The organism is Ruegeria sp. BH6, from assembly GCF_056538105.1.
Map to the genome: position 1 here is coordinate 179,235 of NZ_JBQFSR010000006.1, position 13,728 is coordinate 192,962.

Below are 13,728 nucleotides of genomic sequence, written 5' to 3' on the forward strand. Positions count from 1 at the left end.
TTCAGCGCGGCGGCGGAGTCAGCCATTGCGCTGACATCCCGAAGTTTGACTCTTTGATCTCTTGTTTCGCGATGGCCTGCAAATGCACCTCGTCCGGGCCGTCCGCATATCGCAATGCCCGCGCCCATGTATAGCTGTCGGCCAGCGGCGTATCCGGCGTCATCCCCATGGCACCAAAGACCTGCATTGCGCGGTCGGTCACGGCGGCATGCACATTGGGTGCCACCACTTTGATTAGGGAAATCTCACGCCGCGCCGCCTTGGCGCCCACCTGGTCAATCTTCCACGCAGCCTGCAGGGTCAGCAAACGTGCCTGTTCGATCTCAAGCCGCGATTTCGCGATCCATTCCCGGATTACGCCTTGGTCTGATAGTTGCTTGCCAAAGGTTTTCCGTTCTTGCGCGCGTTCAACCATCAGCGACAACGCCATCTCTGCGGCCCCGATTGAGCGCATACAGTGATGGATACGTCCCGGCCCCAGCCGCGCCTGCGCCAGAGCAAACCCGCTGCCTTCTTCGCCCAGAAGATTGCCGACCGGCACGCGTACATCCTTGAACAGCAGCTCGGCATGGCCTTCGGGGTCATGCATATTCAGGATCGTGGGGTTTCGGACAATCTCCAGGCCGGATGTGTTTTTGGGCACGATCACCATGCTTTGCTGTTTATGCCTGTCGGCATTGGGATCGGTCTTGCCCATGACAATGAACATTCTGGTGTTCGGATGGCAGGCATTGGTGATGAACCACTTGCGCCCGTTGATGACATATTCATCCCCCTCGCGCCGGATCGAGGTGGTGATGTTTGTCGCGTCCGAACTGGCCACATCCGGTTCCGTCATCGCAAAGGCCGAACGGATTTCGCCGTTCAGCAATGGCACCAGCCATTCTTGGCGCTGCTCGGGCGTGGCGAACATGTGCAACAGCTCCATATTGCCGGTGTCCGGCGCATTGCAGTTGAACACCTCAGAGGACCAGCTGACCTGCCCCATCAACTCGGCCAGCGGGGCGTATTCCAGATTGCTCAGCCGGGTGCCGGGTTCATCGTCGCGCAAGGAAGGCAGGAACAGGTTCCACAGCCCTTCGGCCCGGGCCAGCGCCTTGAGGTCTTCCATGAATGAGACCGGGAATTTGCCTGCTTCAATCTCTTCCTTATGGGCACGGATGCGCGGGTAGATATGCGCCTGCATAAAGCGTTTCAGCTGCTCGCGGATTTCCGCAGCGCGTGGCGATGGGGCAAAGTCCATGACGGTCCCTTTTCAGAACGTTGCAACACTACGTTGCCTCTGGGGGTACCCTATCCGCACCCACCGCATTTGTGAAAGCTGCCAGTTGGTTTCCAACGGTTTTTGCCGCGAGGTCACTTGAGTTGCTACAGGACTTGCCGGGTTTTGTATCGTCAAGCGTGGCAGAGTTAACGACCAAGCTGTTGCGACGACAACCATCACCTGTTGCCCATCACCTTGCAGAGCGATAATCGTCTGATCATATGACCAAAGCACCAAAGCGACGGAGTTCAGGTGTCTGAGCAGCAGATCAAAAAATCGGATGACATTGCGCAGAAACTGTTGACCAGGATTGTCCGTGGCGCATTGAAACCCGGCGAAAAGCTGCGGCAGGACCTGATCGCGCGTGAGTTCGGAGTCAGCCAGGTCACTGTACGCGAGGCGCTGCTGAACCTGGCATCAAAAGGACTGGCCGTCGCTGTACCACGCCGAGGTATGTGCGTGGCGCCAATGGACCAGAACGCCATTCAAGAGCTGCGCGTGATGCGACGCGCGCTTGAACCGGTGGCCTTGCTACATTCCGTTCCAAACCTGACGGCCCAGCAGATTGCCCAGATCGAACAGGTACACGAAGACTGCGACAGCGCCCAAACTGCTGAAGATTGGGAAGACGCCAATCAGCGTTTCCATATGGCCGTCATCGCGGCCTGCAACATGCCGCGCATGATTGACGAGATCAGGAACCTGCAAGTGCTGTACACGTGGCATTTCAACAACCTGTACACCGCCAAATGGCGACCGCGCGCCGATCCGGATCACGCTGCAATTCTGGCTGCCATCAAGGATCGCGATGCGGCCAAGGCGCATTCGGTCATGCAGCGCCACCTGACCCGCCTGCCCTAGGCGGGATCAGTCGGGTTTCCGGGCGATGATCCAGGTCGGGTGATAGGTCAACGGAACCCCGTCCTTGCCGCCAAACTGCCGAACATAGTCATTATTGAAGGAAAGCAGGCTCGACTTTGTCCACGGCTTCTGCGCGCGCCCGTTCACTCCGGTTCTGCGCAGATGGTCCAGCACGTCGCGAGGAGAGGAAAACTGCATCTGCTGTTTGGATTCTCCGGCACTGACGACGTTCAGAATACCTTCGACAGCAGCGGTCAAAACCTCTGGTCCACAAAGGCCGGGCGCCTTCGCCGCCGATCCAATCTGCACCAGTTCCTGATATTGCAGCGGGCCAAAACCGGAAACCGCCAGCCAGCCTCCGGGGGCCAGCGCCCGCGCGGCCCGGTGCAGGAACGCGGCGGGATCTGGCAACCACTGGATCATTGACGCCGAGGCAATCAGATCCGGTTTCGCAGGCCATGCGACCGTTTCCGCATCACCACACAGAAATCCTGCACCAAAGGACGCGGCGGTCTCATATGCCTCGGGTGACAGATCGTTGACGGTCAAACCATCAAACGCGAACTGCGCGCAAAGCCTTTGGGTCAAATGACCGGTGCCACAGCCAAACTCCAATCCGGACGCAAAATGCGTCGGAGCACCGTCACGTTGCAAATCCTGCGCCAATCGCTCAGCTATCCGCGCCTGTTGGTTGGCAGCCTCGTGGTACGAGCGGAAACTGCGGCTAAAACTACGCTGGACGCGGCTGGTCATCTGGGCATTCATGCGATCCACTCCTGCCAGTTCTGACCGCTGGCAAAGGGTATATGCGCGGTTGGAACAGTTCGGACTGCTTCTTGTTGATCAGCCCACGCTGCCTTTTGGGCGGATGTGGAAATGATCCGGTCCCTCAGCGGCATCCAAATCCGGTCGAACCCGGGATCGGGTGCCGGGCCACGTTCGATCACCGCGTGCAACTCTGCTTTTGCCGTGTCGATATCTATTTCGGGCGCTGGACCTTCCAGCCCAGCTCGGCGGCAGAACTTGGCAAAGCTGGCGGTGCTAAGTTGATCGGCCGTGGCCCGGATCATGTCCGGCGCGATGCCGCGTTCGACATCGGCGGGATGCAAAGTGCCGCTGACCGCGATCAGCCGATCTGGCCGCACCCCCGTTTGTGCCAACCAATGCGCGGCCGAGGCCACGCCAAACGAGAACGCGATCAGGGTGACCCTGTCATAGTTTGACAGCTCGCTCAGCGGGTTATCCAAACGGATATAGTCGTCGACGAACAAGACATCCGTATTGCCCTCAAGGCTTTCGAAAGGACCCGGGCCAAGGGCCCAGCCCCCGAAGACCAAAAGCACCTCGGCCGTGCCTGAGCGGGACAACCAGCGCTGTTTCATGACATCCCTCGAACCAGCGATACCATGGCCGAGGTTACGCGGCTTAGCTCATCTGAAGAGATGATATAGGGCGGCATGCAATAGATGTTGCGCGCGAACGGTCGCAGCCAGACGCCGGTTTCCAATGCCAACCCATGCGCCACCGACGGATCGACCCAGCCTTCCATTTCGATAACACCGATGGCGCCCAAGACGCGCACATCTGCCACACCGGGCAAGTCGCGCGCCAGAGCCAGCTCCTGCGTCATCTGCACAGCGATACCCGCCACTTCCGACCGCCAATCGCGGACCGAGAGTTGTTCCAGACTGGCCACTGCCGCCGCGCAGGCCAGCGGGTTAGCCATATAGGTAGGCCCGTGCATCATGACGCCGGCCTCGCTTTCCCCAATCCGTCGTGCAACGGTTTCGGTGGTGACCGTGGCCGCCAACGTGATATGCCCACCTGTCAGCGCCTTACCCACGCACAGGATATCTGGCACAATGTCGGCATGGTGCAGGGCAAACAGCTCACCGGTGCGGCCAAAGCCAGTGGCGATCTCATCGAAGATAACTAGCACGTCATGTGCCTTGCACATCTCATGGGCGCGCTGCAGCCAGGTCGGGTGGTAGAAATACATCCCACCTGCCCCCTGAACCACAGGTTCAAGGATCAGCCCCGCGATCTGGTCAACTTTCGCCTCCAGCAACTGTTCCAGTGCATTCAGCCCGTTCAGGTCACCGTCCTCGGACCAGTCCTGACCAAAGGCGATCTGTGGGCGCGGCAGGAAATGCTGAACGGACAGGGCACCCGCAAACAACCCGTGCATTCCGTTGACCGGGTCGCACACGCTCATCGCTTTCCAGGTGTCGCCGTGATAGCCGCCGCGGATGGTGGCAAACTGCGTTCGCCCCTTGCGACCCTGCGCCATTTGGTACTGCACCGCCATTTTCAGGGCTACTTCGATGGCGACCGACCCGCTGTCGCTGTAGAAAATGCGATCCAGCCCGGCTGGCAAAAGCCCGATCATTTTCCGGCCCAGTTCAATCGCGGGTTCATGTGTCAGCCCACCAAACATCACATGCGGCATCTGATCCAACTGCGACTGCATGGCTGCGATGATGGCCGGGTGACGATGCCCATGCACCGCACACCACCAGGACGACATGGCGTCGATCATCTGCGTGCCATCCTCAGCCGTCAGCCAAACCCCATCTGCTCCCGTGATCAGGTGCATCGGGCCGGGTTCCAGCACGTTTGTGTAAGGGTGCCACAGATGGCAGGCATCAAACTCCAGCGGTGTCATAAGGCACCTCGGATCGCGTCAATGTCGATGGCAGAGAATGCGTCGGACAGGGTTTCGCGTGAAAGGTTTTCGACGAAGGGCAACCTGCCCAAATGGCGGATATTGGTCATTTCGGCGATGGTCTGTTCCACGTCCGGCTCTGGGTCGCCAACAAAGGCCACACCAATCACTTTGCACCCTGCATTGCGCAATGCCATCAGGGATAGGGTCGTGTGATTGATCGTACCCAGTGCGGTACGCGCCACCAGCACAATCGGGGCCTGCCACTGCGCAATCACATCCAGGAAAAAGACCTGACGGTTCAGCGGCACCATCAACCCGCCCGCGCCTTCAACCACAAGTGGGCCGGGTACCGGCGGCAAGGTCAGGCGGGCCGGGTCGATTTCAATCCCCATATCCTCGGCAGAGAGATGTGGCGAGGCGGGCATGTTCAGCCGATACGCCTCGGGCAGCACCTCGGCCCCGGTCAGGGCCTTGACGGTTTCCGAGTCTGTGGCCTCTTCCAGCCCCGACTGCACAGGTTTCCAATACCGCGCGCCAAGGACTGCTGTCAGGCCCGCTGCAAAGACAGTTTTCCCGATGCCCGTATCCGTTCCGACTACGATGACAGGGCTCATGCGGCCTCGCTTTGTTGATGCGCTAGGGTTTCGAACAAGGCGGTAATATTGGCCTGTGAAACATTGCCTGTAATCGAAACCCGTAGCCGCGATGTGCCGCGCGGAACCGTAGGAGGGCGAATGCCGCGCACGTCAAAGCCTTGCGACTGCAGGGCTGCGGCCGTCTGCATCGTGCGCGCTTCGTCCCCAAGAATGACGGGGATGATCTGACTGTTCAGCGCACCCGGCGACACGCCGTTCCGGCGCGCTTCGGCATGGGCATGATGTATTCGAGCGTTCGCCGCCTCGGTCAGTCCGGTGTCTGATTGCAAATGCGCCAGTACAGCCCGCACCAGGGCCGCGTTAAACGGAGATGGCGCGGTCGCAAAAATGAACGGCCGTGCCCTGTTGATCAGCGCGTCGATCATCAGCCGTGGGCCACAGATCAGTCCGCCCGAAACGCCCAGACCCTTACCGCAGGTATGCAATGTCAGCACTTCGGCCTTCAACCCATGCGCCAGTCCTTTGCCGTGTGGGCCGAAAACACCGGTTGCATGGGCTTCGTCCACGACCAACACCGCTTCCTGCTCCACAGCCAGATCGGACAGCGCGTTCAGGGGCGCGAGATCACCCTCCATCGAATAAACGCTTTCCACGGCAATCCAGATTTGACCGGACCCTCCTGCGGAAAGCCAGTCGGCAATAACACGGCGTGCGTCGGCCACATCGTTATGAGCAAAGGCCCGCGTGTCGGCCCGGCCCATACGCATTCCTTCATGAGCGCTGGCATGAACCAGATCGTCATACAGGATCAGATCACCGCCGGCGGGAAGGGTCGAAAAAATCGCCTGATTGGCCTGAAACCCGCCACCCATGAACAAGGCGGCCTCGGCGTCGAAAAACGCGGCGGCCTCAGCCTCCAACGCCTCATGTTCCGGGTGATTGCCGCGCAGCAACCGCGACCCACCCGATCCCAGCGGCACACCGCGATCCAGCGCCTTTTGCGCGGCACCTTGCAGCCATGCAGATTCGGACAGACCCAGATAATCATTCGAGGCAAAGTCCAGCCCACGCCTCGGGGTCAGCACCCGGCGACGATGCCGGGCGCCTAATGTTTCAAGCATCGAGTTCAGGCGACCCAATGCTTTCATTCAGCAGCTTCCGCACAGCTTTGCCCGGCCACGGTTTCGGCTTGCAACCCAAGCTTGGCAAACAGGATCGCGTCGGTGTCTTCTTCCGGGTTCTCTGCCGTCAGCAGCGTTTCCCCCACAAAGATCGAGTTCGCCCCGGCCAGGAAACACATCGCCTGATGCTCATCGGTCATGTCGCTGCGTCCGGCAGACAAGCGAACATAGGATTTCGGCATCATGATACGGGCGGTGGCGATCACACGCACGAACTCGATCGGATCGATCGGCTTGGCGTCCGCCAGCGGTGTGTCTTCCTGCGGCATCAGCATGTTGATCGGCACTGATTCAGGTGCTGGTCCCATATTGGCCAGTGTGACCAACATATCAACACGGTCGCCGACCTCTTCACCCATCCCCAGGATACCGCCGGAACACACTTTGATCCCGGCTTCTTGCACGCGGGTCATTGTATCGATCCGGTCGGCAAAGGTGCGGGTGGTGATCACCTCGGGGTAATAACGCTCGGACGTGTCGATGTTGTGGTTGTAATAGTCCAGGCCGGCGTCACGCAGCCGAAACACCTGGTTGTCGTCCAGCATGCCCAGCGTCATGCAAGTCTCCATACCCATCTCGCGAACGCCTTCGACCATGGCCACTAGCGCATCCATGTCGCGATCTTTCGGTTCACGCCAGGCCGCGCCCATGCAGAACCGGGTAGCACCACCATCCTTGGCCTTGCGGGCCTCGGCCAACACGCGCTGAACCTCGATCAGTTTCGAGGCCGACAGTTTTGAGCCGTTGCGCGCCGATTGCGAACAATAGGCACAATCCTCGGCGCAGCCACCTGTCTTGATCGACAACAGCTTGGAGGTCTGAATCTTGTTGGGATCGAAATTCTCGCGATGCACGGTCTGCGCGCGGAACAGCAAATCCATCAGGGGAAGATCATATACGGCCTGCGCCGCCTCGCGGGTCCAAGTGGGGGAGGTGTTTTCCATTTTATCGATAATCTATCCAAAACTCCATGCCTAGCTTTTCTAATATCGATAATCCGACAAACTACAACTTAAATCTAATTCAACAGCGCCGAACCGCGAAGCGTGATCAAAGCCCAGCCACCTGCGGTAAAAGGTAGACTCCTGTTTCAGGGGCACAATTGACCGCAATACGGCAGCCATACGCCTGACTGAGCAAATCGTCGCACAATGTATCCACCGGCGTGCCCTGGCTGAGGATTTGCCCATCCGACAGTAGAATCACATTGTCGGCACACATGGCCGTCAGGTTCAGATCATGCATCACCATGACCACCCCGCCGCCGCTGGCCGCGAAATCCCGAACAATTTGCATCACCTGCAATTGGTGGCCGATATCCAGGCTGGAAACGGGTTCGTCCAGAAACAACCAGCGCGACCCTGCCGGCCCGGTCGGTTGCCACACCTGCACCAGAACGCGGGCCAGTTGAACACGCTGCTGTTCACCCCCTGACAGTTCCTGATAGAACCGCCCTTCAAATCCACCCAAACCGACACGAGTCAGCGCATGCAAGGCAATCCGGTCGTCCATAGCCCTGCGCATACGCCCCATGCGGAGCACCTCTAACACGGTGAAAGGAAAGCTCATCGGAGTCGCTTGTGGCAAGACGGCACGAATGTCGGATAGCTCAGCAGCGCTGGTTCGCGCGATATCCCGACCGTTCAACGTAACGGCCCCGTCATGGTCCAGATCGCCGGTCAGCGCGGCCAACAAGGTAGATTTACCCGCCCCCGACGGGCCGACAACAGCAGTCACCTGTCCGGGCTGGGCTGAGAAAAATAGATTGCTTAGGATCGTGCGGCGTCCCAGCTGAACGCTCAGGTCTGTGACAATCAACATGGTCTAAAGGTCCACAATTCCGCGTTGCCTCAACAAAATCCACAGAAAGAACGGCGCGCCGATGACTGCGGTGACAATCCCAATGGGCAACTCAGACGGCGCGATGATCATTCGGCTGATCAGATCGGCCAGCACCAGAAGCGCCGCACCCAGAAGGGCCGAATTGACCAGCAGGTATTTGTGATCGGGCCCCGAGGCCAGTCGCAGCAGATGCGGCACCACGATACCCACAAACCCTATCCCACCACTGACGGCCACAGCTGCCCCGGTCGATGCGGCGACGACTAGAATGGCGCAGGTTTTCAGATGTTGCACGCGGATGCCGATATGCCCGGCTGCGGCTTCGCCCAGGGCCAGACCGTTCAGACCCAGCGCCAGAAATGGCGACAGCATTAGGGGGATCAGGATCAACGGGGCCGCAACCATGATCTTGCCCCAACTGCTGCCCGCCAGAGAGCCCATGGACCAAAAGGTGAAATCCCTCAACTGCGCGTCATCCGCCGCATAGACAAGGATGCCTGTCAATGCCATCGCCAGTGCGGTCAGCGCAATCCCGGCCAGCAGCATCGTTGCAACAGAGGTTCGGCCACGCCGCGTTGCAACCCGATAGAGCAGCATTGTGGTGATCCAGGCGCCAAGGAACGCAGCAATCGGGACAAGCCATGTTGCCAGCCCGGCGGCAACGGTCAAAGTCCCGCCCAGAACAATCGCACCGACCGCCCCCAAGCTGGCCCCGGCGCTGACGCCAACTATGCCCGGATCGGCCAGCGGGTTGCGGAATAAGCCCTGCAGCACCGCCCCAGACACAGCCAGCGCCGCCCCAACAAAACAACCCATGATCACACGGGGCGCGCGGATATCCAGCAAAACCACCCGGTCCCGCAAGGACAGGTCTTGGCCCTGTGCCATATCAATCAATGCCTGCCACAACGACGTGCCCGCTGATCCCGTTGCAAGCCCGGTCAGCACCACCACACTCAATACAACGATCAAAACCCAGCTGAGCCGACGCGCGGTTACGCTCCGGTCGCCGTCGATTGCCATCCCGTCAGCGGTTTGGTCAGCCATTGGCGCCGCGCAATCCAGCTGCAAGATCAGAGATGGCCTGCCCGGTGCGCACCGAGAAACCCAACAACAACATGCCATCCATCCGCAACAATTTAGCGTTCTGACCTGCCGGTGTGGCCGCAATCGCAGGGTGTTTGAGAACCTCTTCATCTGTCAGGGAAACCTGTCGGCCGCTGTCCATCAGCAAGATGACATCGGGGGCTGCTGTAATGATCGCCTCATCCCCCAATGGTTTATAGCCCTGAAACCCCTCAACAGCATTTGTGGCCCCGGCCAGTTCGATAATACCCTGCGCTGCTGTATCCTGCCCTGCGGCCAGCACGCGCCCACCCTGCATTGCCAGTACAAACAGAACACGCTGATCGGCCAATTCGCTGTGCGCAGTGGCGGCATCGATTGCGCCGCCAACGCGTTGCGCCAGTGCTTCGCCCTCGTCAGGAACATCCAGCGCCTTGGCAACGGCCTTGATCTTGGCGACAACCGCCGCGCGATCATGGCCCATCGGTATACTGACAAAAGGGATATGAGTTTCGGCCAGAACCTCCAGCGTTTCCGGCGGGCCTGCGCCCTCTTCTGCCAAGATCAGATCGGGGCTGACCGACAGCAACCCCTCGGCGGACAAGCGGCGCACGTAGCCTATGTTTGGCAATGCGGCGACCTGCGGCGGATGGTTCGACGTGCTGTCGCGTGCCACCAACCGGTGTTCTTGTCCCAGCGCATAAATGATCTCGGTGATCGATCCCCCGGCCGAGACAATGCGTTGCGCCGGGTCGGCATGCAGACCAAATGCAGATACCAACAGCACCAATCCGGCAAGTTTCAGTTTTGCGCGCACCCGAGTCATGCCGGAACCTCCTCTGGGCGGCCCTCAAGCGACGCAACAAGGTCGTTCCAGATTGCAGCTGAGGCAGGCTCGGCCAGCACGCCAAAGATTTGCAATATCAGTGCGCCCTGCGCGTCAAACGCCTCGACCGAGATCGCATCGCCTCGTTTGGTGGATTTCCTGGCCTGCCAGACCTCGGCGATGTGATCGGTGCGTAGGTGCAGGTTAAAGCCAGGATCCAGCACATTCAGCCATGGGCCCATCTGCTTGACCTCCTTGATGGGTCCGGTGTGAATTTCGATGCACCCCTGATTGCCAACAAAAACCATGATCGACAGGCCTGTTTTTGCGGCGCTGTGCAGAATTGTGTCGACGGCCGATATCACCAGAGCCCGCACATATGGCGCCCCGGCCATGCGATAGGCCCCCAACCTGTTCAGCTTGAGCTTGCGAACCATCTGGAGAAACTGATGGGTATCTGTGATTTCATACCATCCAGCACGCAGACGGTCGGTTTTCTCGGGGTCGACCTTGGCAGGTTCGACCGCTGCGCGCGGTTCAACTGTCAGAGTGTCTGACTGGTCCGGCAGTTTCAGGGCCTCGATCACGGCATCCCATTCCTCGATCACAGAGGTATCGCGCAAAAAGACCTTGTGAACCGCATCACCTGCGGCGTCGAAAATCTGAAGGGACAGGCGTTCCGAGCCATCCTCAAGCGTTTTGGCCACGGCAAAGCCGTAAACCCAGTGACGCGGGAACATGCGCAGATCAATCTCGTGATTGGCGATCAGCGCCGCGTGGGGGCCGCCACGGTAATCATCGTAAATCCCCACCTTCTCGATCACGCAGCTTTCGTTGCGAGTCAGTGCCATGACCTCGCCCAATCGGTTCACCAAGGGCATAAGCCGATCCATGTCGGGGCTTATGCGGGTGGCTCCGTGTCCGACATGCGCGGCCACCAGCTGTGCCTCGGTGATGCCGAGTTGATCCGCCAGATCACGCTCGCGCCGCTTGGGGTTTTCCAACCGCGCAGCACGGATTTCAGAAGGGCTTGGATGGGTCATGGTCGTCTCCACAATGGTATCGAAACGCATTTGGCTGGGACCGAGACGACCGGGCTGCGCGCTTTTTTAGCTTTCTTTGCCCTTGTCCTAAGCGGTCCGGCCTGTGGCATCAAGGGCACGCAGCAGTTTTCTGACAAAAATAGTATGGTATTAAAAAATCTAATCCGCTAAGGAGCCGCCCACATGGACCACAGCGCGCAGCATCTAGCGCGCAGGCCCGTAGAAACACCCAGCACATCGCGAGGTAGCATCTGAATTTCGCCTGTTTCAGGCGGGTGCAACTCTGACTGCACGATACACATACTGGGGGTTTCAATGAAATCAGCATTAAAGCGGCCTACCGCAAGCGTGGCCCTGACCAGCGCCGTTTTGGCGGCAACGCCGCTATGGGCGCAAGAACAAGAAGACGACATCATCCAACTCGATGACATCATCGTCACCGGCACCGGGCTTCCAACCGAGGTTTTCGACAGCCCGTCCTCCGTCACCGTTGTGGATGCCGGTGAAATCCGCGAAATCCCCCCGGCCTCAGTCGCCAATCTGTTGTCGGATGTGCCGGGCGTTCAGGTGTCCGAGAATGATCTGGATCGTATCCGTATCCGTGGCGAAGATTCGCAGCGCGTCGCCATCCTGCTGGACGGTCAGCGCCTGTCGGATCACAACCGTTATGGAACACCTCTGCTGGTGTCACCCACCGATATCGAACGGATCGAGATCGTGCGTGGCCCTTCATCAGTTGTCTCAGGCAATCGGGCCATCGGTGGCGTCGTGAACATCATCACCAAACGCGGCGCAGACAAACCGGTCGAGGTTTCCGGCACCGCAGGTTACATCGGGTCCAATGACGGCTATCGCGCCGCTGCCAGCATCGCAGGTACGTTCAACGATTTTGACTATCGTCTGTCGTATTCGAAACTGGACCTGAACGACCGCGAAACACCCGACGGTGATCTGGTGCCCTCCAGCAGTGAAGAACACGGCGTGCTGGGCTTTGTCGGATACCGCTTTGGCAACAGCTATGTCGGCCTGCGCGCACAGGATTTCGACGCCTCGACCGAGGTGTTCACCGGCAGCCCGGATGCCCAGATCAACCTGCCCAAACGGGACCTGCGCAAATACAGCGCGTTCTACGAAGGCGAAGACCTGACGCCCTGGATGTCGATGCTGAAGTTCAGCGCTTACACGCAAAAGGTCGACCGCGTGTTCGACAGCGAATTCACCAGCAGCGGCGGGCCGGTCACCACCATTGTCAACGCGGGATCGGACGATGAACAGACAACCAGCGGGTTCGTGGCAACAGCAAACTTTGAATTTGCGCCCGGTCACCGATCGGTCATCGGGCTTGAATATGACGATGACCGGCTAGAGACCACCAAGACCTCTGATATCACGATCATTCCGCCCTTTGGACCGCCCAGCCAAATCAGCGTGCCCTCTTTCACGGATGCGGAAATCCGAACGGCCAGTATTTTTTTTCAGCATGAAGCAACCTTTGGCGATTTCGTCGCCACGGTCGGCGCGCGCTACTACAGCGTCGAAAGCGATCTGAACGAACGAACGGTCAACGGGTTTCCGCTGCCGGATGCCAGCAACAGCGATGACCGCTGGCTGGGCTCGATTGGTGCCGTCTACAATCTGTCAGATGACGCCATCCTGCGGGCCAACATCTCGCAAGGTTATACATTCCCGTCCCTGTCCGAGCTGTACCTGTCCACGTCGGCTGGCGGCCAGGTCATCAATGGCAATCCGAACCTGAAACCCGAAACGGCGACCAACTATGAAATCGGTGCGCGCGTGGATCGCGGGAACTTCGTGCTGGATACGGCCATTTTCTATACCGAAGCCAAGGACTACATCACCACCGTGGCCGATCCGGTCAATCCGGCCGAGCTGATTTATGACAATGTCGAAAGCGCAGACAGCTGGGGCATTGAAATCGCGGCCGAGGTTGATCCCGGCTGGGGCGGTGTGCGCCCCTATGTCATCGTGTCGAATGTGACCCGAGAGTTCACCTATTCCAACGGGTTCAGCACCAAAGACAGTGGCACGCCGGAATGGACAGGGACGCTTGGTGTGCGCTCAGACTGGCAGACAGCCAGCTTGACGGGCACCTGGGATATGTTCCTGCGGGGCGAAAGCGCGGCCAAGTTGCGCGACGAAAACGGCAATATCGTCGACAGCGGGACAGCCACCGGCACCAACCCGACCTCGGGCTGGACCACGCTGAACTTCCGCGGCAGCGTGGATTTGACCGAGAACGCATTGCTGACGCTCGAGCTTAACAACATCCTCGACAGGTCCTACCGGGCCAATGACCAGATCCCGGCAGCAGGACGCAATATCAACCTATTCGTCACTGCAACCTTCTGACCCGGAGAACAG

13 protein-coding genes are annotated in these 13,728 nt (G+C 59.3%); 2 read left to right on the forward strand and 11 right to left on the reverse strand.

From position 1 onward, the window contains the following. Nucleotide 1: 1 nt before the first annotated feature. Nucleotides 2-1,243: an acyl-CoA dehydrogenase family protein gene (locus tag ACR0B8_RS14125; RefSeq protein ID WP_170349939.1), complete on the reverse strand. Its 1,242-nt coding sequence runs from the start codon at nucleotides 1,241-1,243 to the stop codon at nucleotides 2-4. Between the two features lie 273 nt (nucleotides 1,244-1,516). Here ACR0B8_RS14125 and ACR0B8_RS14130 point away from each other — a divergent pair, with 273 nt between their 5' ends. Then, nucleotides 1,517-2,125: a GntR family transcriptional regulator gene (locus ACR0B8_RS14130; protein ID WP_170349940.1), complete on the forward strand. Its 609-nt coding sequence runs from the start codon at nucleotides 1,517-1,519 to the stop codon at nucleotides 2,123-2,125. 6 nt (nucleotides 2,126-2,131) lie between these two features. Here the strand turns inward: ACR0B8_RS14130 and ACR0B8_RS14135 are convergent, their stop codons facing one another. From ACR0B8_RS14135 to ACR0B8_RS14180, 10 genes are all read right to left on the reverse strand, one after another. Then, nucleotides 2,132-2,890 carry a methyltransferase domain-containing protein gene (locus ACR0B8_RS14135; RefSeq protein WP_170361764.1) on the reverse strand — a complete coding sequence of 253 codons (759 nt, stop codon included), beginning with the start codon at nucleotides 2,888-2,890 and terminating at the stop codon, nucleotides 2,132-2,134. Continuing rightward, nucleotides 2,887-3,507, reverse strand: a complete 621-nt coding sequence (locus ACR0B8_RS14140) for a pimeloyl-ACP methyl esterase BioG family protein (protein WP_170361765.1) — start codon at nucleotides 3,505-3,507, stop codon at nucleotides 2,887-2,889. The genes ACR0B8_RS14135 and ACR0B8_RS14140 overlap by 4 nt, the downstream gene beginning before the upstream one ends. Continuing rightward, nucleotides 3,504-4,790, reverse strand: coding sequence for an adenosylmethionine--8-amino-7-oxononanoate transaminase (bioA, locus tag ACR0B8_RS14145; protein WP_170361766.1), 1,287 nt, complete (start codon nucleotides 4,788-4,790; stop codon nucleotides 3,504-3,506). The genes ACR0B8_RS14140 and bioA overlap by 4 nt, the downstream gene beginning before the upstream one ends. Next, nucleotides 4,787-5,407 (reverse strand): dethiobiotin synthase, encoded by a 621-nt coding sequence (gene bioD, locus ACR0B8_RS14150; RefSeq protein WP_226689442.1) that lies wholly within the window; start codon nucleotides 5,405-5,407, stop codon nucleotides 4,787-4,789. Before bioD ends, bioA begins: the two co-directional genes overlap by 4 nt. After that, on the reverse strand, nucleotides 5,404-6,537 hold the full coding sequence (locus ACR0B8_RS14155; RefSeq protein ID WP_226689441.1) for an 8-amino-7-oxononanoate synthase: 1,134 nt from the start codon (nucleotides 6,535-6,537) through the stop codon (nucleotides 5,404-5,406). The genes bioD and ACR0B8_RS14155 overlap by 4 nt, the downstream gene beginning before the upstream one ends. Beyond that, nucleotides 6,534-7,514, reverse strand: coding sequence for a biotin synthase BioB (gene bioB / locus ACR0B8_RS14160; RefSeq protein ID WP_170349946.1), 981 nt, complete (start codon nucleotides 7,512-7,514; stop codon nucleotides 6,534-6,536). Before bioB ends, ACR0B8_RS14155 begins: the two co-directional genes overlap by 4 nt. Nucleotides 7,515-7,620: 106 nt before the next feature. Further along, nucleotides 7,621-8,391, reverse strand: coding sequence for a heme ABC transporter ATP-binding protein (locus ACR0B8_RS14165; protein ID WP_425081924.1), 771 nt, complete (start codon nucleotides 8,389-8,391; stop codon nucleotides 7,621-7,623). 3 nt (nucleotides 8,392-8,394) lie between these two features. After that, a complete protein-coding gene (locus tag ACR0B8_RS14170; RefSeq protein ID WP_480658810.1) occupies nucleotides 8,395-9,459 on the reverse strand; it encodes a FecCD family ABC transporter permease in 1,065 nt (354 codons plus the stop codon). Then, on the reverse strand, nucleotides 9,452-10,303 hold the full coding sequence (locus ACR0B8_RS14175) for a heme/hemin ABC transporter substrate-binding protein (protein WP_480658808.1): 852 nt from the start codon (nucleotides 10,301-10,303) through the stop codon (nucleotides 9,452-9,454). Before ACR0B8_RS14175 ends, ACR0B8_RS14170 begins: the two co-directional genes overlap by 8 nt. Continuing rightward, nucleotides 10,300-11,346, reverse strand: coding sequence for a hemin-degrading factor (locus ACR0B8_RS14180; protein ID WP_480658806.1), 1,047 nt, complete (start codon nucleotides 11,344-11,346; stop codon nucleotides 10,300-10,302). The genes ACR0B8_RS14175 and ACR0B8_RS14180 overlap by 4 nt, the downstream gene beginning before the upstream one ends. A 315-nt stretch (nucleotides 11,347-11,661) precedes the next feature. Between ACR0B8_RS14180 and ACR0B8_RS14185 the strand changes: the two genes are divergently transcribed. After that, a complete protein-coding gene (locus tag ACR0B8_RS14185; RefSeq protein WP_226689436.1) occupies nucleotides 11,662-13,716 on the forward strand; it encodes a TonB-dependent receptor in 2,055 nt (684 codons plus the stop codon). Nucleotides 13,717-13,728 lie beyond the last annotated feature (12 nt).